The sequence below is a fragment of the Kosakonia sp. ML.JS2a genome (assembly GCF_025642095.1).
GTDB lineage: Bacteria > Pseudomonadota > Gammaproteobacteria > Enterobacterales > Enterobacteriaceae.
Genome location: NZ_CP106754.1, coordinates 282,385 through 307,020 on the forward strand (window position 1 = coordinate 282,385; position 24,636 = coordinate 307,020).

The 24,636-nt window shown below is 54.8% G+C and carries 18 protein-coding genes; 10 read left to right on the plus strand and 8 right to left on the minus strand.

Features of this window, described 5'->3' with window-relative positions; all coding sequences use genetic code 11:
• Positions 1-134: 134 nt before the first annotated feature.
• From speFL to N7922_RS01245, 3 genes are all read right to left on the minus strand, one after another.
• The gene (gene speFL, locus N7922_RS01235) at positions 135-239 is read right to left on the minus strand and encodes a leader peptide SpeFL (RefSeq protein WP_263100815.1); all 105 of its coding nucleotides are present in this window, start codon (positions 237-239) and stop codon (positions 135-137) included.
• A gap of 438 nt (positions 240-677) precedes the next feature.
• Positions 678-2,030: a glutathione-disulfide reductase gene (gorA, locus tag N7922_RS01240; protein WP_263098900.1), complete on the minus strand. Its 1,353-nt coding sequence runs from the start codon at positions 2,028-2,030 to the stop codon at positions 678-680.
• A gap of 82 nt (positions 2,031-2,112) precedes the next feature.
• Positions 2,113-2,955: a 23S rRNA (adenine(2030)-N(6))-methyltransferase RlmJ gene (locus tag N7922_RS01245; protein WP_263098901.1), complete on the minus strand. Its 843-nt coding sequence runs from the start codon at positions 2,953-2,955 to the stop codon at positions 2,113-2,115.
• A gap of 194 nt (positions 2,956-3,149) precedes the next feature.
• Between N7922_RS01245 and N7922_RS01250 the strand changes: the two genes are divergently transcribed.
• From N7922_RS01250 to rsmJ, 3 genes are all read left to right on the plus strand, one after another.
• Complete coding sequence (locus N7922_RS01250; protein WP_263098902.1) at positions 3,150-4,421, plus strand: acid phosphatase; 1,272 nt, start codon at positions 3,150-3,152, stop codon at positions 4,419-4,421.
• 158 nt (positions 4,422-4,579) lie between these two features.
• Positions 4,580-6,622 carry an oligopeptidase A gene (gene prlC / locus N7922_RS01255; protein ID WP_263098903.1) on the plus strand — a complete coding sequence of 681 codons (2,043 nt, stop codon included), beginning with the start codon at positions 4,580-4,582 and terminating at the stop codon, positions 6,620-6,622.
• A 4-nt stretch (positions 6,623-6,626) separates the two neighbouring features.
• A complete protein-coding gene (gene rsmJ, locus N7922_RS01260; RefSeq protein WP_263098904.1) occupies positions 6,627-7,379 on the plus strand; it encodes a 16S rRNA (guanine(1516)-N(2))-methyltransferase RsmJ in 753 nt (250 codons plus the stop codon).
• 65 nt (positions 7,380-7,444) lie between these two features.
• Here the strand turns inward: rsmJ and uspA are convergent, their stop codons facing one another.
• Positions 7,445-7,882 carry a universal stress protein UspA gene (gene uspA, locus N7922_RS01265; RefSeq protein WP_263098905.1) on the minus strand — a complete coding sequence of 146 codons (438 nt, stop codon included), beginning with the start codon at positions 7,880-7,882 and terminating at the stop codon, positions 7,445-7,447.
• A 454-nt stretch (positions 7,883-8,336) separates the two neighbouring features.
• Here uspA and uspB point away from each other — a divergent pair, with 454 nt between their 5' ends.
• The gene (uspB, locus tag N7922_RS01270) at positions 8,337-8,672 is read left to right on the plus strand and encodes a universal stress protein UspB (protein ID WP_263100816.1); all 336 of its coding nucleotides are present in this window, start codon (positions 8,337-8,339) and stop codon (positions 8,670-8,672) included.
• Between the two features lie 130 nt (positions 8,673-8,802).
• Here uspB and pitA read toward each other — a convergent pair whose 3' ends face one another.
• Positions 8,803-10,299, minus strand: coding sequence for an inorganic phosphate transporter PitA (gene pitA / locus N7922_RS01275; protein WP_263098906.1), 1,497 nt, complete (start codon positions 10,297-10,299; stop codon positions 8,803-8,805).
• 228 nt (positions 10,300-10,527) lie between these two features.
• Between pitA and N7922_RS01280 the strand changes: the two genes are divergently transcribed.
• A complete protein-coding gene (locus tag N7922_RS01280; protein ID WP_263098907.1) occupies positions 10,528-11,727 on the plus strand; it encodes an NAD(P)/FAD-dependent oxidoreductase in 1,200 nt (399 codons plus the stop codon).
• A 66-nt stretch (positions 11,728-11,793) separates the two neighbouring features.
• Here the strand turns inward: N7922_RS01280 and N7922_RS01285 are convergent, their stop codons facing one another.
• Both N7922_RS01285 and N7922_RS01290 read right to left on the minus strand, forming a co-directional pair.
• The gene (locus N7922_RS01285; protein WP_263098908.1) at positions 11,794-12,621 is read right to left on the minus strand and encodes a papain-like cysteine peptidase; all 828 of its coding nucleotides are present in this window, start codon (positions 12,619-12,621) and stop codon (positions 11,794-11,796) included.
• Between the two features lie 587 nt (positions 12,622-13,208).
• Entirely contained in the window at positions 13,209-13,829 is a 621-nt protein-coding gene (locus tag N7922_RS01290) for a histidine phosphatase family protein (protein ID WP_263098909.1), read from the minus strand.
• Between the two features lie 307 nt (positions 13,830-14,136).
• On the opposite strand from N7922_RS01290, the gene N7922_RS01295 reads away from it, so the two are divergent.
• A complete protein-coding gene (locus tag N7922_RS01295; protein ID WP_263098910.1) occupies positions 14,137-15,363 on the plus strand; it encodes a RimK family alpha-L-glutamate ligase in 1,227 nt (408 codons plus the stop codon).
• Positions 15,364-15,391: 28 nt separating this feature from the next.
• A complete protein-coding gene (locus N7922_RS01300) occupies positions 15,392-16,501 on the plus strand; it encodes a phosphoserine transaminase (RefSeq protein WP_263098911.1) in 1,110 nt (369 codons plus the stop codon).
• Between the two features lie 58 nt (positions 16,502-16,559).
• Here N7922_RS01300 and N7922_RS01305 read toward each other — a convergent pair whose 3' ends face one another.
• On the minus strand, positions 16,560-17,264 hold the full coding sequence (locus tag N7922_RS01305) for a GNAT family N-acetyltransferase (protein WP_263098912.1): 705 nt from the start codon (positions 17,262-17,264) through the stop codon (positions 16,560-16,562).
• Between the two features lie 521 nt (positions 17,265-17,785).
• On the opposite strand from N7922_RS01305, the gene N7922_RS01310 reads away from it, so the two are divergent.
• From N7922_RS01310 to N7922_RS01320, 3 genes are read left to right on the plus strand one after another with little or no spacing between them, the layout of a single operon-like run.
• The gene (locus tag N7922_RS01310; RefSeq protein WP_263098913.1) at positions 17,786-19,708 is read left to right on the plus strand and encodes a type VI secretion system Vgr family protein; all 1,923 of its coding nucleotides are present in this window, start codon (positions 17,786-17,788) and stop codon (positions 19,706-19,708) included.
• On the plus strand, positions 19,708-20,127 hold the full coding sequence (locus N7922_RS01315) for a DUF1795 domain-containing protein (RefSeq protein WP_263098914.1): 420 nt from the start codon (positions 19,708-19,710) through the stop codon (positions 20,125-20,127). The genes N7922_RS01310 and N7922_RS01315 overlap by 1 nt, the downstream gene beginning before the upstream one ends.
• Before the next feature lie 2 nt (positions 20,128-20,129).
• Complete coding sequence (locus N7922_RS01320) at positions 20,130-24,635, plus strand: RHS repeat-associated core domain-containing protein (RefSeq protein WP_263098915.1); 4,506 nt, start codon at positions 20,130-20,132, stop codon at positions 24,633-24,635.
• The last annotated feature ends 1 nt before the right edge of the window (position 24,636 follow it).

Below are 24,636 nucleotides of genomic sequence, written 5' to 3' on the forward strand. Positions count from 1 at the left end.
GCAATAAACCCTAACCAGTCCGGTCACAAGTAACTCAGGGGTTTATTGGAGCGAGCACCGCGAGATACAGGCGTTCAGCCTGTATTACAGAGGGTCAGAAAGACCTGTATGCTGGAGTGCCCTTAGTCAAATGACTATCGGGCATTAAAGAAGTGAAAGTCGAAGCTATTACGGTTGGCAAACATCATAATATGTGTTGTTCGCCTTATATGTGGCATTGCACGGTTATTATTTTCCATTTTCATCACCTTTCCTGGGTAAATGTAAGGTGAGGGTATTTTATCCAGGAAAAAGCCATTTTGTGTGACTCTGATCAATAAAAACAGATCATCCCAGAAATAATTAGTCGTGTTTTATGCATATTGCGAGATAACGCACTGCAATGTTTATTATTTGTTATTTTTGTTAAAATTAATATTCGTGGCGATTTTTTAAAACCCGGAAAAATAAATTAGCTAAGACAAATAAATTAAATAAATAGAGGTGTTAGTTAATTAAAAATAATGAATAAGAATTCAGAAAATAACCTGTGATGGCGTTCGTTATGTCGCTTCGTTGAATACAATGGCATTTGCGGCTGAGTGAAGAAGCGGCAAGGCGCAAACTAAGACAAAGAAAGTGACCGAAGAGAAGCACAATGCAGGCTTCTCTTCGGCTTGAGGGGAGGGGGCGCGTGGTTATCGCATGGTCACAAACTCTTCCGCCGCGGTAGGGTGAATGGCCACGGTGTTATCAAAGTCTTTCTTGGTTGCGCCCATCTTCAGCGCGACGGCAAAACCTTGCAGCATTTCATCCATACCGGAACCGATGCCGTGGATACCGACAATACGCTCCTCTGGGCCTACGCAAACCAGCTTCATACGACACGGCTGGCGGTGGGTAGTCACTGCGGTATACATGGCGGTAAACGACGATTTATACACTTTGACTAACTCATCGCCGAACTGTTCGCGCGCCTGCGGCTCGGTTAACCCTACGGTGCCGATCGGCGGGTGGCTGAACACCACGGTCGGGATGTTGTTGTAATCCAGATGTTCGTCCGGCTTGTTGTTAAACAAACGCTCAGACAAACGGCGGCCTGCGGCGACCGCCACCGGCGTCAGTTCCACCGCACCGGTGTTATCGCCCACCGCATAGATGCCCGGTACGCTGGTGTTCTGGTATTTATCCACCTCGATATAGCCTTTGGCGTTGGTTTTCACGCCAGTGGCTGCAAGGTTGAAATTATCGGTCGCGGGTTCGCGGCCAATCGCCCAAATCAGGCTGTCCACGGTCTGTGAACGGCCATCTTCCAGCGTCAGGGTCAGACTGCCATCGGCGTTTTTCACCACCGCTTTCGGCACTGCATGGGTGTGCAGCGTCGGGCCTTCGGCGGCCATCACTTCCACCAGCGTTTCGGTGATCAGCGGATCAAAATTGCGCAGCGGCGCGTGCTTGCGCACAAACAGGTGCGTTTCAGCACCGAGGCCGTTAATCACTCCCGCCAGTTCAACGGCGATATAACCCGCACCCACCACCGCCACGCGTTTTGGCAGCGCAGGCAGTTCAAAGAAGCCGTCGGAATCAATACCGTACTCCACTCCTGGAATGTTCGGGTGGCTCGGACGGCCGCCGGTGGCAATCAGAATATGATCGGCGGTGAGGGTTTCACCGTTCACTTCGAGGGTTTTTGCATCCACAAAACGCGCGAAGCCGCGGATCACATCGACATTATTTTTACCCAGCACGTTGTCATACGAGGTGTGGATTCGGTCGATATAGGCCGTACGGCTGGCGATCAGTTTGCCCCAGTCGAAGTGGTTGACCGTGGTGTCGAACCCGTAATCCGGGCCATAGAGATGAATGGCTTCCGCGATTTGCGCCGCGTGCCACATAACCTTTTTCGGAACACAACCGACGTTCACACAGGTGCCGCCAAGCGCTTTCGCTTCGATCAGCGCGCATTTCTGACCGTACATCGCCGCACGGTTAATCGATGCGATACCGCCGCTGCCGCCGCCAATAGCGATATAGTCGTAATGTTTGCTCATGGTTGATTCCTTAATCCTGAACGAGGTCGAAAAGTGTCGCGATTGTAACGCGCAGCCCGAAAGGTTCCACCAATGGCTGCGATTACTCCGGTACTACCTGATGAATCAGCGTATGCCCGGTACCCGCTGGCACCAGTTTACCGTGCAGCCACGGCAGCACAGTGTTCATTTGCGCTTCCAGTTTCCACGGCGGGTTAATTACAATCATACCGGAGGCGGTCATCCCGCGCTGGTCGCTGTCCGGGCGTACGCCCAGCTCGATTTGCAGGATATTGCGGATGCCGGTGGCTTCCAGATCGCGCAGCATGCGTTTTATCTGCTGGCGCAACACCACCGGATACCAGAGCGCGAACACGCCCGTGGCGAAACGTTTGTGTCCTTCGCTGATACCGCTCACGACGGCCTGATAATCGGTTTTAATCTCATACGGTGGGTCGATAAGGATCAAACCACGGCGGGAGACCGGCGGCAGTTTGGCCTTCAGTTGCTGGTAACCGTCAGCGCGTTCAACACGGGCGCGGCTGTCTTTCTGGAACTCCTGGCGCAGCAGCGGGAAGTCGCTCGGGTGCAGTTCGGTCAGTTGCAGGGTGTCCTGCTCGCGCAGCAACTGGCGGGCAATCAGCGGCGAACCCGGGTAATAGCGCAACTGCTCGTTGCGGTTGAAATGGCGCACTGCGCTCATGTAAGGCTCCAGCTCCGCAGGCAAATCATCCTGCTGCCAGATACGCGCGATGCCTTCCAGATATTCCCCGGTGCGTTCCGCATGCTCGCCGGAGAGCAGATAACGCCCTGCGCCTGCGTGCGTGTCGAGATAGAGAAACGGTTTCTCTTTCTCTTTCAGCGCTTCAATGATCAGGCTCTGAACGGTGTGTTTAAGGACGTCGGCATGGTTGCCAGCGTGGAAGCTGTGGCGATAACTGAGCATGGATACTGGGATTCCGGAAAATAAACGAGGTTTGCCACAGTTTACCGCAGATTGCCCCGGATTACCGCAGGCGCGCCGCGCTTGTTTCAGGCCGTCGGAAAAGGTTTCAAAACATAACCGTGTCATAAAACGGTCAAATTGCGGCGCTAGCGTCGGCTGCAGGCAAGGTAATTGTTTGAATAAAAGGATAAAAAATGAAAATCCGTCTCACGCTGTTAACTGCCGCGCTGCTGCTGGCTCATCAGGCGATGGCAAAAGATATTCCGCTGACGCAGGTGCGCGATATCGCCAACACCACGACACCGGCAGCGGATAGCCAGCCCTTTGTTGCGCTCGAAGCGCAGTCGCTGGCAGCGCTGCGCCAGTCATTGCAGGGCGATGCGTCTCAACTCAGTCGTGCACAGCTTGAGCACGCTGCCCAAACGGCAAAACAAGCCGATAGCGCGTGGCTGAAAGCGCGGGGTTATGACTTCCGCACCAAAGAGAACCAGCAGGCGGGCATTGAACTGCTGTCGGGGTTTAGCGCGCTGCCGAAACCGGTGCTGGATGCCAGCCTGCAAACCGTTGAAGCCATCAACCGCGATGCCACGCGCGGTCTGCGTCGCCAGGCGCTGGCGGATGCCGAAGGCATTAGTTACCTCTATTTTCTGGCCGATGCGCTGGGGCCGAAGCTGGGGAAAGCCTTTCTTGCAGCTTACGACAAAGGTGAGTTAGGCAAAGCTGCGGCGCTGATTAAAGCCAGCGAAGTCAGTACTGGCGCGGCGAAAAAACATTTCGATTACAAGCGCCCGTTTTTGATACCAGGAAACAGCATCCACCTGGTGCCGGACGACGTGGTGGTCAAAGATAACAAACCCTACACCGCAGACGGCGGCTCTTTTCCGAGCGGCCATACCAACACCGGCTATACCGATGCCTTGCTGATGGCGGAGATGATCCCGGAACGTTTTGACGCGCTGCTGGCGCGCGGTGCGCGTTACGGTTATTCCCGTGTGGTACTGGGCGTGCACTATCCGCTGGATGTTATCGGCTCGCGGATGGTGGCCGAGCGTAATGTTGCTCATTACCTCAACGATGCGCAGTACCGCGCAATGTTCAACGAAGCGCGCGATCAGCTCCGCGCTGCGCTGGAAAAAGAGTGCGGCACGACGCTGGCGCAATGCGCGCAGACCGCAGGCAAAGACGATCCTTATCGCGACCCGGCAATGCGTGACTTTTACCGCTTCACCATGACCTACAACCTGCCGCAGCAGAAAGGGGCGGCGAAGGCAGTGAGCGTACCGGAGGGGGCTGACGTGTTGCTGGAGGCGGCCTTGCCAAAACTCTCTGCCAGTCAGCGCCGCGCGTTGATGGTGAAAACTGCGCTTCCGGCGGGTTACCCGCTTTCCGGCGCGACCGATGAACAGAACTTCTGGCAGCGTCTGAATTTGTCGGCGGCTTACGACACGGCGCATAAAACCCGTTAAGGGTGATGTTGTATTCCGCCCGGTGAGCGCAATGCCGCCGGGCGTTTTGATGGTTGCTGCTTATTGCAGCAATACCCCGTTAAGCGCACCGCCTGGCATTGAAATCTCCTACACTTAACCCCATGCTAAACAACTACCTCATTCCAAGGACTGCGCATATGACCAATCCATTATTGACGCCTTTCGTATTACCGCCCTTTTCCCAAATCCTCCCTGAACATGTTGTTCCCGCCGTCACGAAGGCGCTGGAAGAGTGCCGGGCTGCGGTAGAAAGCGTTGTCGCGCAGGGCGCGCCCTACAACTGGGATAACCTCTGCCAGCCGCTGGCGGAAGTGGACGACCACTTGGGGCGTCTTTTCTCGCCGGTCAGCCATCTGAATTCGGTGAAAAACAGCCCGGAGCTGCGTGAAGCCTATGAGCAGACGCTGCCGCTGCTGTCTGAATACAGCACCTGGGTCGGGCAGCACGAAGGGTTGTATAACGCGTATCGCGATCTGCGCGATGGCGAGAATTACGCGGGCCTGAGCACCGCAGAGAAAAAGGCCGTGGATAACGCGCTGCGCGACTTTACCTTATCGGGCATCGGTCTGCCGAAAGAGAAACAGCAGCGTTATGGCGAAATCGCGGCGCGCTTGTCTGAACTGGGCAACATCTACAGCAACAACGTGCTGGACGCCACCATGGGCTGGAGCAAACTGGTCACTGATGAAGCTGAGCTGGCGGGCATGCCGGAAAGCGCATTAGCGGCGGCGAAAGCGCAGGCGGAAGCCAAAGAGCAGCAGGGCTGGTTGCTGACGCTGGATATTCCGAGCTATTTGCCGGTGATGACTTACTGCGACAACAGCGCGCTGCGTGAAGAGATGTACCGCGCTTACAGCACCCGCGCTTCTGACCAGGGGCCGAACGCCGGTAAGTGGGATAACAGCCCGGTCATGGCGGAGATCCTCGCACTGCGTCATGAACTGGCGCAACTGCTGGGCTTTGAAAGTTATGCCTTTAAATCGCTGGCCACCAAAATGGCGGAAAACCCGGCGCAGGTGCTGGAGTTCTTAACCGATCTCGCCAAGCGCGCCCGTCCGCAGGGGGAAAAAGAGCTGGCGCAACTGCGCGCGTTCGCCAAAGCGGAATTCGGCGTCGATGAACTGCAACCGTGGGACATTGGCTACTACAGCGAAAAACAGAAACAACACCTCTACAGCATCAGCGATGAGCAATTGCGCCCGTACTTCCCGGAAGAACGCGCGGTTAATGGCCTGTTTGAAGTGGTGAAACGCATTTACGGCATCACCGCGAAAGAGCGTAAAGATATCGATGTCTGGCATCCGGATGTGCGCTTCTTTGAGCTGTATGACGACAGCAATGAACTGCGCGGCAGCTTCTATCTCGATCTATATGCCCGTGAACACAAACGCGGCGGCGCGTGGATGGATGACTGTGTGGGTCAGCTGCGCAGAGCCGACGGCTCACTGCAAAAGCCGGTGGCCTATCTCACCTGTAACTTTAACCGCCCGGTTAACGGCAAACCTGCACTGTTCACCCATGATGAAGTGATCACGTTGTTCCATGAGTTTGGGCACGGTTTGCACCATATGCTGACGCGCATTGAAACCGCCGGTGTGGCTGGCATCAGCGGCGTGCCGTGGGATGCGGTCGAATTACCGAGCCAGTTTATGGAAAACTGGTGCTGGGAGCCGGAAGCGCTGGCGTTTATCTCCGGTCATTATGAAACCGGTGAACCGTTACCGCAGGAATTGCTGGATAAAATGCTGGCGGCGAAAAACTACCAGGCGGCGATGTTTATTCTGCGTCAGCTTGAGTTTGGTCTGTTCGACTTCCGCCTGCATGCGGAGTTCAGCCCGGAACAAGGGGCGAAAATCCTTGAAACGCTGGCGGAAATCAAACGCCAGGTTGCTGTGGTGCCGGGGCCGTCGTGGGGCCGTTTCCCGCATGCCTTCAGCCACATTTTCGCCGGGGGTTATGCGGCGGGTTACTACAGCTATCTGTGGGCCGATGTGCTGGCGGCGGATGCGTATTCCCGCTTCGAAGAAGAGGGGATTTTCAACCGCGAAACCGGGCAATCCTTCCTGGATAACATTCTTACCCGTGGCGGTTCGGAAGAGCCAATGGATCTGTTCAAACGCTTCCGCGGTCGTGAGCCGCAGATCGACGCGATGCTTGAGCATTACGGTATCGAAGGCTAATGCATTGAAAATCTGTTTGCTGGATGAAACAGGCGCCGGAGACGGCGCCTTATCTGTTCTTGCGGCCCGCTTCGGGCTGGAACAGGACGATGACAACCTGATGGCGCTGGTGCTGACGCCTGAGCATCTGGAACTGCGTAAGCGCGATGAGCCTAAGCTTGGCGGTATTTTTGTCGATTTTGTTGGCGGCGGTATGGCGCACCGGCGTAAGTTCGGCGGCGGTCGCGGTGAAGCGGTTGCCAAAGCGGTGGGTATCAAAGGCAGTTATTTGCCGGAGGTGGTGGATGCCACCGCCGGACTGGGCCGGGATGCCTTTGTCCTGGCGTCTGTCGGCTGTCGTGTGCGCATGCTGGAGCGAAACCCGGTGGTGGCGGCATTACTGGAAGATGGCCTCAATCGCGGCTATGCGGATGCGGAAATCGGCCCATGGCTGCGCGAGCGTTTGCAACTGATCCACGCTTCCAGCCTGACGGGGCTTGCAGACATCACTCCACGCCCGCAGGTGGTCTATCTCGATCCGATGTTCCCGCATAAGCAAAAAAGCGCGCTGGTGAAGAAAGAGATGCGCGTGTTTCAGTCACTGGTTGGCCCGGATCTGGATGCCGACGGTTTGCTGGAACCCGCGCGTCAGCTTGCCGTTAAGCGGGTGGTGGTGAAACGCCCGGATTACGCGCCGCCGCTGGCGGGTATCGCGACGCAATCGGCGGTGGTGACCAAAAGTCATCGCTTTGACATCTACCCCGGTTCCGGGGAATAAAAAAGCCCGGCCGCATTGCGCGGGCCGGGCGGTATTCGCTCTAACGACAGTGCGTTAGCAAGGCATTAATCCTCTTCTTCGTCCCGCAGCGGGACAATCAGCATATCCACGTGAACGGTGTTGATCAGCTGACGCGCGGAAGACATCAGCTTGCTCCAGAAGTCCTGATGATGACCACAGACCACCAGGTCCATATCGTATTTTTTGATCGCGTCTACCAGCACCTGCCCGAGGTCACCGCTGCCGCTCAGGGTTTCGGTAATCGGATAGCCTGCATTGGTGGAGAGATCGGTCAGCGCCTGATGCGTTTCGTCGGAGATGCGTTTTTGCATATCGCCGAGGTTAACGTCGATCAGGCCTGTATACAGATCGGAGTAATTTACATCGACATGAATCAGGGAAACCTTCGCGTTGTAAGGACGCGCCATGGACACTGCTTTCTCAACCAGCAATTTGCTTTCAGGGGAGAGATCAACTGCGATGAGGATGTGTTTGTAAGCCATAGTGTTACTCCTTCCATAAGTTGTCGATGACCATCGGGACAAAGCCCTGATGTGTGTGCACTGCGCCCGCGTCCTGCGTATCACATAAGCGGGTAGCGCCCGGCCTTAAGGATCTCATTGTAGAAGATATTTCTACCTTATAACTCTCTTACGGCACCGTCAATTAACCTGGATCACGATTCACTTAAGCCATATTTACAACCATATGCATTGATGATGATAACCTTGTGGCAAAAAAAGAATCCTTTCTCCTACACTATTAATAAACCGTACGGAAAACAGACGGTGTCCCACAGTTGTCCCAACATGGATGCGCGGTCAATTGCGGGACACCGCCTGTGCTGTCGCCCCGTTCGGCGTTGGTAACACTCTTCATTGTCTGACTTGGTTGAGTATCCAGGAGCGGTCGTTGCGAAGCGGGTCTTCGTGGGCGAATCGCCGGGGAGGGGATATGGTGATCAGCACTGTTGCGCTGTTTTGGGCCTTGTGTGTCGTGTGTGTGGTTAACATGGTGCGTTATTACTCATCGTTGCGCGCACTGTTAGTGGTACTTCGAGGTTGTGACCCCTTACTCTATCAATATGTGGACGGCGGAGGCTTTTTCACTTCGCACGGTCAGCCGGGCAAGCAGATGCGGTTGGTGTGGTACATCTACGCTCAGCGTTACCGCGATCATCATGACGAAGAGTTTATTCGCCGCTGCGAACGCGTGCGCCGTCAGTTCATCCTGACCAGTTCGTTATGCGGGCTGGTGGTGGTGAGTTTGATTGCGCTGATGATTTGGCACTGAAGGCCGTGCTGGCTGGCGGCTATGCCTTATCCGGGTTGCAGAAGCCCGATAAGCGACCGCGGCATTGCCATTCTTGAGCCATAAAAAAACGGGCCAGTTTCCTGACCCGTTTTGTCCTGCGCGCAATCTGTTAAATCAGATGCAGCGCAAGCCAGTACAACCCGCCGGACAGAATAATTGATGCCGGGAGGGTAAAGACCCAGGCCATCAGAATACTGGTAACGGTTTTGCGTTGCAGACCGCCGCCGTCGACAATCATTGTCCCGGCGACGGACGATGACAGCACATGCGTGGTGGAGACCGGCATCCCGGTATAACTCGCCAGACCGATGGAGACCGCTGCCGTCATCTGCGCGGACATCCCCTGGGCGTAGGTCATGCCTTTTTTCCCGATTTTTTCACCGATCGTCGTTGCCACACGACGCCAGCCAATCATGGTGCCCAGACCCAGCGCCAGCGCTACCGCCATAATGATCCAGATTGGCGCGTATTCAATGGTGCTCAGCATGTCGTTTTTCAGTTTCTTCAGCAGGCGCTGATCGTCAACGCTGACTTCCGGCTGCTTCGCCACTTTATCCGTAATATCGGAGAGGCAGAGCATAATGCGACGCAGCTGGCTGCGCTGTTCAACCGGCAGTTTGTCGTAGCTTTCAACATTCGTCAGCATCGACTTCGCACGGTCCAGTGCGATAATGGCGCGACCTGGATGGCAATGGAACTCGCCTGGCTGCGTGGTCACCTCTTCCGGCGTTGGGATCAACGGATCCACACCTGTCGCTTTTTGCAGCAGCGCCGGGTGTTGCTGGAAGTACGTTTCCACGTTGTTGACCGCATCACGGGTACGGGTGATGTCATAACCGGATGCGTTCATATTCACCACAAAACCCGCAGGGGCGACGCCAATCAGCACCAGCATAATCAGGCCAATGCCTTTCTGACCGTCGTTAGCGCCGTGGGAGAAACTCACACCAATGGCGGAGAGGATCAGCGCAATACGCGTCCAGAACGGCGGCTTTCTTTTGCCGTCGATTTTCTCACGTTCAGCCGGGGTCATATGGATGCGCGCACGTTTTTTGGTGCTGCTCCAGTAGCGACGCAGGATAAACACCAGCCCACCGGCGAACACCAGGCCGACGATCGGGGAAACGATCAGCGACGCGAAGATATTCAGCACTTTCGGGATGTTTAATGCATCAACGACTGACGTGCCGGTCATCAATGCATTGGTTAACCCAATACCGATAATCGCGCCAATCAGGGTGTGGGAGCTGGAAGCAGGCAGACCGAAATACCAGGTGCCCAGGTTCCAGATAATCGCGGCCAGCAGCATGGAGAAGACCATCGCCAGGCCATGCGCAGAGCTGACATTCAGCAGCAGATCGGTTGGCAGCATATGCACAATTGCATACGCGACGCTTAACCCGCCCAGCAAAACGCCGAAGAAGTTAAACACCGCTGCCATCACCACCGCCAGCTGAGAGCGCATAGCGCGTGTATAAATCACTGTTGCCACGGCGTTTGCTGTGTCGTGGAAGCCGTTAATCGCTTCGTAAAACAGAACAAAAACCAGAGCAAGCAAGAGTAACAGCCCGGTATGAAGATCCAGGCCGGCAAACAAATGTAACATAAGCCGTTACGCCATTTTGAGGTCATGAACGCGGCGCATTATCAGGGACATTGCCAGTGCGGGCAAAGTGAAATATGTATTTTTTTTGACATTATTTCTTACAAAGCCCTTAAATCTTTAAAATATCTTATATTTTTCAACGTCATCATCTTGCTGTGCGTATTCGCGCTGGTGCGACCAGCACGATCTCTTTACAATCCGCCACGATCTTTAAATGAGGAAACGGGTGTGGAAAGGTTTGATGCCATTGTTATCGGCGCCGGTGCGGCGGGAATGTTCTGTGCGGCTCTGGCAGGGCAGGCGGGCTGCCGTGTGTTGCTACTGGATAACGGCAAAAAACCGGGCCGCAAGATCCTGATGTCCGGCGGCGGGCGCTGCAACTTTACCAACCTTTATGTGGAACCCGCAGCCTATTTGAGCCAGAACCCGCATTTTTGCAAATCTGCGCTGGCGCGCTATACCCAGTGGGATTTTATCGACCTGGTGGGCAAGCACGGTATTGCCTGGCATGAGAAGACGCTCGGGCAGTTGTTCTGCGACGACTCTGCGCAGCAGATTGTCGATATGCTGGTCGCTGAGTGTGAGAAAGGCAACGTCACGCAGCGCCTGCGCAGCGAAGTGCTAAGCGTGGAGCGCAACGATAATGGCTATACGCTGCAACTGAATGGCGCAAGCGTGCAGGCGGCGAAACTGGTGATCGCGTCCGGTGGTTTGTCGATGCCGGGACTGGGTGCGTCACCGTTTGGTTATAAAATCGCCGAACAGTTCGGTTTAACGGTGTTACCCACCCGAGCGGGTCTGGTGCCGTTTACCCTGCACAAACCGCTCCTTGAGCAGATGCAGACGCTCTCCGGCGTATCGGTGCCATCCGTGATCACCGCCGAAGACGGGACGGTTTTTCGCGAAAACCTGCTGTTTACGCACCGCGGCCTGTCGGGCCCGGCGATCCTGCAAATTTCCAGCTACTGGCAGCCGGGTGAGTTCGTCAGCATTAATCTGCTGCCGGAGTGCGATCTGGCAAGCTTCCTCGATCAGCAACGTGATGCGCACCCGAATCAAAGCCTGAAAAATACCCTTGCCATGCAGTTGCCGAAACGGTTGGTGGAGTGCCTGCAACAGCTTGGGCAAATCCCGGATGTGACCTTAAAGCAGCTTAATGCCCGCGAGCAGGCAACGCTGGTCGATACGCTTACCGGCTGGCGCGTACAGCCAAACGGCACCGAAGGTTACCGCACGGCGGAAGTGACGCTCGGCGGGGTAGACACCAACGAATTGTCGTCACGCACCATGGAAGCCCGCAATGTACCGGGTCTCTATTTTATTGGCGAAGTGATGGACGTCACCGGCTGGCTGGGGGGCTATAACTTCCAGTGGGCGTGGTCCAGCGCAGCAGCATGTGCACAGGCGCTGGCGGCGGTGGAAGAATAAAAAGTATGCTCTTCTCTGAGCGTGTTAGAAACTCTCAGAGAAGAGCCAGGCGACAGTGCAGGCGACTTATACTGTGCCTGCCGGGACCAGGGGCCTGCCAGGGTAAGGTTTATCCGCACTCAGATTGTATTTATCAACCGTGTCGAACATTTCTGCGAACAGGCCATCATCTTTTTTCGCCCAGAACGTTTCCAGATCATCACCTCCCCATATCTCATGGGTATGACAGGTAAATTCGAGTAACCCTGTGTCGTGCGGCGTGAAATCGATACGCTTGGTCTCGTTCTCCGCGATGATATGTTGATAAAAAAGCACCATTTTACAGTCGCGGCCTGGCGTATTGTAGAAGGTAAGGAATTCATTTAAATGCGCCCGTAAAAGGGCAAGATCTGAGTTCTCTGTCATTCGGTGATGATAAAGAAAAACAAAGTTTTTATTTCCCCGGTATTGTAATTGACGGCTGATTCGTCGTTGGAAAGCGCGGTTATCTTCTTTAATTCTGAGCGGGTCATGATGCGTGAATTCAAAACCCAGCATATGCCTTTCGCTGTATTGGCCTGCACAATTTTTGTAAAACGTCGAGCGCACAACAGAATGCTGACCATCCGGAAAATGTTGCAGATATTCTTTCTTCAGCAGATTCCGGTAATTATCTTTTTCCATCTGAATAATATATTCTATATTTGAACGTCCGGAGGAAAAAACAGAGCTGAATGATTTTCTGTTATGTCGCCGGAGAATATCGTCAGGAAGACAATTTTCGCCCAATGAGATCCAACTTACTTCCGAACTAAAACTATTTCGATATTTCCATTTCTTATGCAGGTTGGTCATTGTTCGTTTCAGTGATTTGAGATGATCTCTCACATGTTGTTCAATGGTTTCGCCTTTCATCAAGGGCACCTCATGTTGTATTACACCATTCCAAATGACGCGATGGAGTACCTCATCACGCCTGCGTTTTTATTGTTTTATTTCCCCGTATTCAGGCAGATATGCCGCGCGAATAGAGGCTGTTAATGTGTGTTTTCTCTGGATAACAGGCTCGAAAGCCTGCGAAGCGTGGCCATAAAAGAAATACATCCCCTTAGGTAAGGGGGATCTGCGCATCACTGCCGTTCTGGTTGCCCATTAATAGGGTCTTCTCAGCAAATAATGACGTCGCGCCATGACCGCGACGGCGTATTTATTGGCATCGTTCTGGCAGATATAACGTTCCTGAAAAGGCATGTTTGAATCGCTTAGCGGCAAACATTTCAGGTGAATAACGGTCTCTGTGGATATATCGCTTACGTCCGGGACGGTGTTCTCCATTCGGACAATCCTCAGCATAAAATTGTAAGAATACTGTTGATAAAAAAGCGATCTGATACATCAGCTCATACCCCGTTACATATTTTACGCGTTGTAACGGGTTTGGCCTTCATCAGGAAAATCTCAAAGTGTTTTCTGCGGGATGGTTTGCGAGGAAATACATTTACTTATTTATGGACGGCAAGATGACGTAAATGCGTGGCGATCCCCCAGCGGAGCGTAATATATTTACCTTCCATCATGTCGATCACGGAATAGCTCGCGTTTGGCTGAGCATAACGGGAGAAATTATCGATTTTCCCTTCCTTAAGTAGAGCAAGAACGCCCTGGCTGACCTGCCCGTGCGTGACAATACAGAATGTCTGGTGCGCTGCCGTCTTTTGTTGCTGCTGTAAAAAATCGATAATTCGTTGAGAAGCCTGCGCCAGAGACTCGCCGCCGGGCGGGCAAAACGCGGCGTCTTGTGCAAATAACGCCGCTGCCTCATAGGGATGTTGGTCGTGCAATTGCGCTGATGGCATCCCTTCGTAACGACCGAATGCCTGCTCTTTCAACGCAGTGTTCGCCACCAGTGGGCAGTGAAAATGTCCCGCCAGTGCTTGTCCCATCTGCCATGCACGGCCCAGGGGGGATGCATAGACACACGCGATGGGATAATCAGTTAACGCTGCCAGTAGTGCCGATGTTTCCAGCGCGCCACGCGCCGTCAGTGGACTATCCCTGTGCCCCTGAATAATGCCGCGTTGGTTCCATTCTGTTTCTGCGTGTCGTACAAGCACCACTTTCATCTCTATTGACCCTTTATCCGCTAACTGTCCCGCGTATGGCGTTCTCAGAGCGTAGCGTGATTTTCATCGGCATGGCTATTCCCCGTTTTTTTCGCTGCGGAATGTTCCTCCATAATTTCTCTATATTTTGCGCTCATACTCCTTGTGCGCGTGAGCTGCCTGCTGACGCCTCTTTGTTAACATCTCTATTAATTTCAGTAAGTTACGTTTTGTTATCCTGATAATTAATGCCGTTATTCCCCTCATTGCCTGTTAGTGATTTGTCGCATCATAAGTTATATGCGCAGCACAAACAGGAAGAATAACTATGTCAATCACGCACGAAGCAGATGTTTCGTCTGCGTCATTTCTTGGGATGGCGCCTTTTTTGCGCATGAGTATCGCCGGCATTGATTTCACCGCAGAGACGCAGGACATGATCGCGCAGGCGGAAAATGCTCCCAACGACGCCGTTCTGTGGATGAACCTCGCCACCGCCATGATGAGCCTGAAGCACGAGGCCTTAGGGCTGCAAATTCAGCAGCAGGCGCTGGCGATGCAACGCGTTTATCACTGGCCTTCCCGGCAGCCGCCAACGCTGCGGTTGTTGATGTTGATGGTGCCGGGGAATCTGTCTGCCAATATCCCCCTCGATTGCCTGCTGGAAGAGAGCGACATCGAGCTTATTTACTACTATGTCGATCCCGAACACGACAACCCGTTAACCGAGCCTGTTCCTGCACATGATGTGGTGATGGTGGCGATTGGCGCGAGTGATGAGCAGGAGAGCGTGCTGCTGCGTCTGGAATATGCGCTGCGCGGCTGGCCAAAACCGGTGCTCAATCCACCTAAACATGTTCCGACTTCCGAGCGCCATAACGCCAGTCTGCTGTTACAAAACGTGCCAGGTCTGGTGATTTGCCCTGCACTGCATACCCCGCGCGACGCATTACTGGTGGTGGCCAGCGGGCAGAAAACGCTGGCGGATATTTGCGACGAGCGCGACTTTCCGGTGATTGTGCGCCCGGTGGGCAGTCACGGTGGCCACGGGCTGCAAAAAATAGATAGCACCGCGGATCTGGCGGTTTACCTGACGCAAAGCACCGCGTCGGAATTCTTCCTCTCGCGCTTTGTGGATTATCGCGGCGAAGACGGTTTGTTTCGCAAAATGCGGTTGGTACTGATCGACGGCAAACCCTTTGCCTGCCATATGGGCGTCTCCGCACACTGGATGATCCACTATGTCAACGCCGGCATGTACGAAGACGCTGGCAAACGTGCGCAGGAAGCGCATTTCCTCAATACGTTCCCTGAGTTCGCCGCACGACATCATGACGCGCTGGCCGCGATCTCCCGACGCACGGGCCTTGAATATATCGGCATCGATTGCGCCGAAACCCGGGATGGCAGGTTGCTGGTTTTTGAAATCGACCCGGCAATGGTCGTTCATGCGATGGACGATGAAATCATGTTCCCCAATAAGCAGGTTCACATGCACAAAGTGAAGCAGGCGATGCGGGAAATGTTGTTACAGCGTGCGGGTAAAAGCGCGTAAAACCACTCTAAGTGACGCAGGGATAAAAATGTCTACAAATCCAAAAAACACACTCAATTTTTCGGGCGGGCCGGGTGCGCTTCCGGACGTCGTTTTAAACCAGGTGCAGCAGGCCATCATCAATGTCCCGGAGGTGGGATTATCCATTCTTGGCATCAGCCATCGTTCAGCGTGGTTTGAGAACGTGGTGCGGGAAACCGAAAACAACATCCGTACCTTGCTTGGCTTACCTGCGGATTACCACGTTCTGTTTCTGCAGGGTGGCGCTACGCAGCAGTTCTCCATGGTGCCGATGACGATGCTGCGCGGGAAAAAACACCCGGCGGAGTATTTTGATACCGGTTACTGGAGCCGTAAAGTCATCACCGAAGCGATGCGTGAAGGGCCGGTGCGCGTGATCTGGAGCGGTGAGAAAGCAGGTTACCGCTGCCTGCCGACCGAAGAGGAGTTAGACTTCTCACCGCATGCGCCCTACATCCACTATGTTTCGAATGAGACGGTGGAAGGTTTGCAGTTTGATCGTATTCCGGGGCGCGATGACGTACCGCGCGTGTGCGACATGTCGTCGGATTTTTTATCCAGACCTTGCGATGCCGGGAAATTCTCGTTGATCTACGCCCACGCCCAGAAGAATATCGGCCCCGCCGGGGTCACTATTGTGCTTATCCGCGATGAAGTGGTGCAGAACGCGCCGCGCAACCTGCCAGCATTTCTGGATTATCGTCGCCAGGTTGAGACGCACTCTAACCTCAATACGCCGCCGGTTTTTGCTATCTATGTGGTACTGCTGGTCACGCGCTGGCTGCTGCGCGATATCGGGGGGCTGGAGAATATGGCGCAGATTAACCGGCAAAAATCACAACTGCTTTACCGCATGATTGATGGCAGCGACGATTTTTATCGCAACTGGGGCGATACGGCTTTCCGTTCAGACATGAACGTGGCTTTCACGTTGCCGACCAAAGCGTTGGAAACGGCGTTCCTTGATCAGGCCGCTGAGGCCGGTTTTTCTGGTCTCGGTGGGCATCGCGCACTGGGCGGGGTCCGCGCGTCAATTTACAACGGGTTAACGCTGGAAGCGGTAGAGACACTGACGCAATTTATGGACGATTTCCGCACGCAGCAACGACGACAATAGCCATAAATATGCCATGCGTTGATGGTGGACCTGACTCAACGCATGGCGGCGATGACGATTAATAGCGACGCAAGGAGCTTAATTTCTGCAACTGGTGGCCGAGACCGTCAAAGTTCTCTTCCCGCAACCAGGCGGTGATCATTGAAGAGATCCCCGGCCACTCTTTCCGGGTGATGGAAAAAACGACGATATCTGTCGAATGCCCTTTGCGGACTTTTTTATCCCGCAATACGCCTTCTTTGACAAAGCCGATCCTTTCCGCCGAGCGGGTACCCTCAGTGTTATAGATACTGGTGCGCCATTCGCATCTGCGGTACTTCAGTTTATCGAAAAAGTAAGCAAGGATAAGATAAAGCGATTCGGTGCTGAAACGCGTGCGTTTCATTAACGGTGTCCAGTTAATTTCGGATATATCGAAAGAGCCGTTGTCCGGATCCACTTTCCCGATATAAAAAATACCTTTTACTTGATCGTCAATTTTATCCTGTACCGAAAAATAATATCTTTCTTTATGTGCAATTAACTCTCTTAACCAGGCATAACAGGCGGCTTTATCTTTTGGTCTGTCTCCTTCGAGGTAGGTCCAGTCCCGTTCATCTTCGATGCTGTGCCACTCAGGAAACAAGTCTTCAGCATGGTCGATGGCTAAGGGTATGACGTTGCAGTAAAGCCCGTGAAGGCTGACTTTTTCCGGCATTTCCCGGGTTGTCCATTCGGGCAATTCCGGGCCAATTCTTTGCCCAAACTGGTTATAACTTTCCATGATTCCCTCCATAAATGACCAAGTTAATTTCGCTTAAACGTAATTAAATGGTTATTAACTATCAGTAGGGCTTATGCGATGGATATATAAAAAGAGCGTGCATATAGCCAGGATAATAATAAATGCGAAAACGTATAAAAAACTTATACTGCCTTTCCGCCGTGCCGTCTAATATTTGCGATGAAATTGCGATAATACTCGCGAAACAATGCGTCAGGGCGCAGAGCCGGGGTTTTGGCATCTCACTGACCTTATCCAAAACCCTCATTTTTTATAGTTAAAATTTCCCTTATGTTGATGTTTTTGACTGTTCATTGTGCTTAACCCACTAAAAACGTGAATTTTTTTCAGTTCCGTCACCCTGGATTAGGATTATTCCTGGCATTTATTTGGTGGAGAAAACAGACAATAATGATCTTTTGATTTACGGATTTCGTGCGGTAGCTTTACCCGGATATCGCAACATTAAACTCAAGAACGGAGCCCGGAGCGGCATCCGTCTTTATGTCAGGATTCGATTTATGAGTAATCGTATTGCTGTTCAGTTACCTGTCGAAGGACTGCTTTTTTGGAAACTTTCTGGTCGGGAAGCGTTATCCGAGTCATTTGCTTTTAACCTGCAACTGCTTGGCACTGACGCGCGAATGGACCGCAGCACACTGCTCGGCAAACCGGTTACCGTCACCATTCCCACGCAGGGGCTGACTGGCTCCCGCTATCTTAATGGCAAAATTACCCGCGTGGCGGTGAGCGCCGTTGAACTAAGCGGTACGCGCTATGCGGTTTATCAGCTTACTGTTGAGCCGGATCTCTGGCCGATGAAGCGCGACCGCAACCTGCGCATCTTCCAGGAACAAACGGTACCGCAGATCGTGAAAACGTTGCTTGGCGAGTATCAGGTCAATATTGAAGACAAGCTGAGCGGCAGCTACCGCAGCTGGGAATACTGCGTGCAGTACCAGGAGAGCAGCTTTGATTTCATCAGCCGCCTGATGGAGCTGGAAGGGATTACCTATCACTTCCGCCACGAGGCGGACAAACATACGCTGGTGTTGACGGATGCAGCGACCCAGCATCAACCGTTCAGCGGTTACGAATCCATTCCTTACCATCAGACGCCGTCCGGCGGCAGCACCGACGAAGAGGGCATCAGCCAGTGGGCGTTGGAAGACAGCGTCACGCCGGGACTGTACAGCCTGGACGATTACGATTTCCGCAAGCCGAACGCCTGGCTTTTCCAGGCGCGGCAAAACCCCAATTCGCCGTCCCCTGGCGCCATTGATGTCTATGACTGGCCTGGCCGTTTTGTTGAACACGGTCATGGTGAGTTTTACGCCCGTATTCGCCAGGAGCGTTGGCAGGTTGAGCACCAGCAGATCGAAGGCACCGCTACGGCTATCGGTATTGCGCCGGGCAGTACATTCCAGTTGACCAATGCCGCGTTTTTTAACGATAACGGCGAGTACCTGGTCACCGCCGCCTGGTACAACTTCGAAGAGAACCGTTACGCCAGCGGCGCGGACAGCGAAACCATCCACCGCATTGATTTTGGCGTGATCCCCTCTTCGGTCGTTTTCCGCCCGGCGCAGCAAACCGCATGGCCGCGCACCTATGGCCCGCAGACGGCAAAAGTGGTGGGGCCGCAGGGCGAGAGCATCTGGACTGACCGCTATGGTCGGGTAAAAGTGAAGTTCCACTGGGACAGGCTGGCAAAAGGTGATGACACCAGCTCCTGCTGGGTGCGCGTCTCCAGCGCATGGGCCGGTCAGGGCTTCGGTGGGGTGCAGGTGCCGCGCGTGGGCGATGAAGTGGTGATCGACTTTATCAACGGCGATCCGGACAGGCCCATTATCACCGGGCGCGTTTATAACGAAGCCAGTATGCCGCCGTGGGCATTACCGGCCGCCGCCACGCAGATGGGCTTCCTCAGCCGTTCGAAAGATGGCTCCGTTGATAACGCCAACGCCCTGCGTTTTGAAGATAAAGCGGGTGAAGAGCAGGTGTGGATCCAGGCCGAACGCAACCTGGATACCCATGTCAAAAACGATGAGACCCACAGCATTGGCGGCTCGCAAACTGTCAGCGTCGCGCAGGATTACACCGGTTCGGTGGCGGGATCGCACACCCAGGCGACGCAGTTTGCACACGGGGAGTTGGTCGGTGGCGGGTTGACACAGAAAGTCCAGGGGGGCTTGCTCCAGGCCTCGGACACCAGCATCACGTTGGTCAGCGGCTATTCGTCGCTCACGCTGAACGCCAACGGCACGGTGGAACTCAAGTGCAATGACTTTCTTATCGAAGCGGGCGGGCATGGCGTGATTAACACCGGCGGTCTGCTGGATCTGAATCTCTCTGAAGCCAAACCCGCGACCCAGGCGTCGCCCACGCCGGCAGAAATCCAGGCTGCCGTGAAACAAGCATTTAATCAAGGGACGGATAAATAATGACGACAACGCAGTTTGCACTGTCCGAAGGTGAGCTTAACCTGCCGGGAGCGTACCAGGATCGCAGTATCAACTTATTGAAGTTCACAGAGTATGACGCAACGCTGGCGATAACAAGGGCATGGGATATTCAGCCTGGCGCAGAAGAAACCTTTATTAAGCAGCAACTGGCGAAAGTGCAGCGCAGCATGAAAAAGGTGACGATGGGCGAAGTGGAAGACAGCACCATCGCCGGTCAGCCTGCTCGCGAGGTGGCGCTGCGTTTCTTAAACCAGAGCACGATGGTGTATGAAAAGCTCGCGATCACCCGCGTAGAAGACCATCTGCTGGTGCTGACGCTCAGCCGTACTGCGCCTTTTGATGCCGATGCCGATGCATTCTGGGCGTCTATCAGAACGGGTTTACAGCTGGGGGCGTAAGGATGACGGATTACATCGCTGCCCGTATTGACGACCCGCTAATTCACAGCTCTGCGCTGGCGGATTTTGTTGGCGGGATGGTGGAAGGGGCGATCGTGTGGGGCGTTATCGCTTTTGTCGGCACGGGGGTTGGCCTCCTGGTTGCCGGTGTGGCGCTTGCCGGGCTTGCTGCACTGATTTTTAGCGGCAAACTGGAGGAGATCGGCAATGCCGCGGGCAAAGTGGTGGATGCGCTCATCGACCCCGGGCCACCGGACGCGATCATTGTTTCCGGTTCGGACAATGTCCATATCAAGGGCAAAAAAGCCGCCCGCGCTGCCGGAACGGTGGATCGCGATTACCTGAACAGCCCCGCGGCTGCCGATGAAGGCATCGACTGGGCCGCTGTCGGTATGGTTGCGCTTGCCGTCGCGGCCACGGCAGCGAAAACGATCCTCACCCCTGGCGGTGTGATGATGGCGGTTGCCGAACGCGCCAAAGATATCACCCTCGACGACCTGAAAAAGTGGGGCACCAGCTTTTGGGAAACCCTCACACAACCGGTGGTGGAAAGCGCGAATCCTCATGCGACTCCCATGCCGAAAGACAACGTTGACTGTAAAAAAGGCCATATGGTCACCAGCAGCAACTTTGTCGCGCAGGGCTCAAAAAAAGTCTTAATTAACAACCAGCCAGCCGCCCGCAACGGTGAGAAAAGCACCTGCGAAGCTGAAATTAAAGTCAGTGACGACCCGCGCGTGCGGATCGGTGGCGATACCATTACGGTGCGCGATATTCACAGCGGCAAAAATCAGCTGGCTTACCTGCTGGGCAACCTGATGGGCAGCGTCGGCCTTGGCGCGCTGTCGCGCCTGGCGAAGCTCGCCTGTGAACGCCAGTTGCTGCGCGGGCTGGCAAAAGAGTTTCTCTGTCTGCTCGGTGGCGTTGCTGTCTCCGATACCCTTTCAGCCGCGCTAATCAGTGCAGCGCACACCTTTTTCCCGGTCCATATTCCCCTTGGCAGCAAAATTCTCGCCAAAGAAGAGGATCTCGACTTTGTGCTGCCGGATCGCATGCCACTCTACTGGCAGCGTATCTACCACAGCCGCAATCGCGCCACCGGCATCCTCGGAACCGGCTGGATGATGCCGTTTGAAACCCGCTTCCTGCGCCTGGCGGATAACCAGATGATCTTCCGCGATATGAGCGGGCGTGAACTGGGGCTGGGCGAAGTGCTGGTCGGCGATATGATCTTCTACCCGGAAGATGGCATGCGGATCTTCGCCAGCCCGAACGGGATCATCGCCATGCAAACCGGCGACGGCGAGCACCAAATCTATGAACCGGATCCGACGCGATCGGGTGAGTGGCGTATCCAGCGCATTTATGACCGCCATGAGAACGCCCACTACTACAGCTGGAACGAAAAGGGTCAACTGACACGCATCTCCAGTGATAACGAAGCGCTGGACGTGGAACTGGAGTATGAATCCCGCTTCGGGCGACTGAGCGCGGTGTACCAGATTTGCGCAGGCGAGCGCCGTCTGCTGGTCTCTTATCGCTATAACGATCAAGGGCAACTGATTACAGTGACGGACGCCGACGGTGTGGTCACCCGCCAGTTTGGCTGGGATCGTGCCAGCGACATGCTGGCCTGGCACAGTTTTTCTACCGGCTTAACGGTGCACTACCAGTGGCGTCCGGAGGCGGGCTCTGAACACTGGCGCGTGAGCGGTTATCAGGTGCACGATGAACAAGGCGCGGTGCTGGAGAACTGGCGTATCGACGCCGACGAGCAAAAGCGCTACGCCCGGGTCAGCAATGATGAAGGCGTGGTCAGCGAACATCACTGGGATACGTTGTATCGCATCACCGACTATACCGATGTGCACGGCGGTCACTGGCAATTTAACTGGGCGGGGAATGCCGAACAGTTGCGTTCTGCTCTTCAACCGGACGGCGGCCGCTGGGAATACACCTGGGACGAGCGCGGTAACCTGACGCTGGAGCGCGACCCGCTGGATCGTGCAAGGATGACCACCTGGCACCCGCTGTACGATTTCCCGGCGATTGAGGTGTTACCCGACGGCGCGACCTGGCGCTATGAGTACAACCTGGCGGGGGATGTGGTGGCGCTGACCGATCCGGAAGGCGGCGTAACCCGCTTTGAGTGGAACGATCAGGGCGATTTAACCCGCCGCATCGATGCGCTGGAGAACAGCCACCGGTTCTGGTGGGATGAACTGGGGCAACTGATCCGTGAAGAAGATTGCTCGGGTCACCAGAGCCGCCGCCAGTACGATGCCGCAGGCCGACTTGCGGCTGTGACCGATCCATTGGGCAACACAGATCGTTACCGCTGGAGCGCGGCATCGCGCCTGCAAACCTTTGTGCGTGCCGACGGCCGCGAGATGCTGTTTAAGTACAACAAAGCCGGGCTGCTGTGCGGGCAGAACATCGACGGCATGCTGGAGCGCAACGTCACGCTGAATGCGCGCGGCCAGGTCACCGAAGCGGTGGATTCCGCCGGGCAAGTCACCCGTTTTACCTTTAACCGCGCTGGCCGCCTGGTCACGCTGACCAATGCCAACAATCAGCAGTGGCGTTTTGATTACACTACCACCGGGCTGCTGACCCGCCAGCAGGATTACGCCGGGCGGCAGACCGAATACCAGTACAACACCGCGCAGCAGGTGGCGACGATGACCCGTCACCCTGCCCGCGGCAGTGCGCTGCCGCCGCAGGTGGTGAATTACGAATATGACGCGCTCGGGCGCATGGTGGCGCGGGAAACCGAACAGCACCGCACCGAGTACCGCTACAGTGCGCTGGCGACGGAAATCCGCCGTTATGCCTACGGCGAGTGGCGTCAGTCGGTTATCGATATGCGCGAGCCGCAGAGTATCGATACCATCATCCTTACGCGCAACAAGCTCGGCGACCTGGTCAGTGAAGAGAACGCGTCCGGCAAATATGAGCATCAGTACGATGCATTAAGCAACCTGAGTGCGACCACTTTCCCGGACGGGCGGCAGATGCAGTACCTGCGTTACGGCACCGGGCACCTGCTGGAGATGCAGCTTTCGTTCGGCGGTAAAACGCTGCCGGTGACCGGTTATCAGCGCGACAAACTGCACCGTGAGACGCAGCGCACACTGGGGGCGCTGGCGCTGGATACGGAGTATGACGTTGCGGGGCGCATCACGCAGCGGCGCTGCATGGACAATGTGCGTAACCGGCTGGTGTTTGAGCGGCGTTATCAGTGGGACCGCGCCGACCAGATTATCCGCCAGATGTACACCGACGGTGCACCGGCGACCCCGGCGGAGAAATACCGTCAGTCGCTGTGGGGCTACGATGCGGCAGGACGCATGACGCAGAGCCTTCAGCCGGGCGGGGAAGAGCGTTTCTGGTATGACGCGGCAGATAACCGCACGACGCCGGATTTGCAGCCGGTGTGGGACAACCTGTTAAAACGGCTGGACGGAGTGCGCCGGGAGTATGACGGCTTTGGCCGGATGACGGAGCGCCACGACAGCCATCGCGGCATCACACAGCGTTTCAGCTACGACGATGAGCAGCGCATCAGCGCGGTGGTGATTGAGGGTGACCCGGCGTTCACCCGGGCGGAGTACCGCTACGACGCCCTGGGTCGCCGCACGGAGAAACAGGTGTGGCGACGCCATACCCGTAAACCGGAACGCACGCAGTACGCGTGGTCGGGTTTACAGATGGTGGGCGAGCGCAGCGACAGCGACCCGGATGCGGCGGTGCAGTATGTCTACACGGAAAACAGCTACGAGCCGCTGGCACGCATCGACAGCCGCCAGCAGCACGCGGAGATGTACTGGTACCACACGGAAATCAACGGCCTGCCGGAGAAAGTAACCGACAGCCGCGGTGAAGTCGTGTGGCACGGCACCTCCACCGCCTGGGGACGCAGCCAGCACGAAAGCGTGCATGCGGAGTGGGACGTGCCGCAGAACCTGCGTTTCCAGGGTCAGTACCTGGACCGCGAAACGGGACTGCACTACAACACCTTCCGCTACTATGACCCCACCGGCGGCTGCTACACTCAGATGGACCCCATCGGGCTGCAGGGCGGGCTGAACACGTATACTTATGTGATTGACCCGCTGGGATGGGTGGACCCGTTGGGGTTATGGACATATAACACTATGCCTGGTATTGATGGTTTTCAAAAACATCATGTAATACCGCAACAGCTTAAAGGGCATGATTTGCTCAAAGCCGCTGATTATAATATTCATGATGTCAGAAATGTTATCTATTTACCTAAATCGGCAGATTATCATCCTGTAAGAACAATCCATAGTGGGTCCCATCCAGTTTATACACAAAATATTAAAGAACAAATGACTGAAGTATTTAAATATGGCAGTGATAATAATTGGACGAAAGAAGACTATAGACTCGCTGTTGATGGGATCATTAAAAATGAGCGTGCTGATTTGCGTAATGGTAAAACTGTACTGAATAAAAATTCCATAAAAAGAGGGAGGTGCTAAT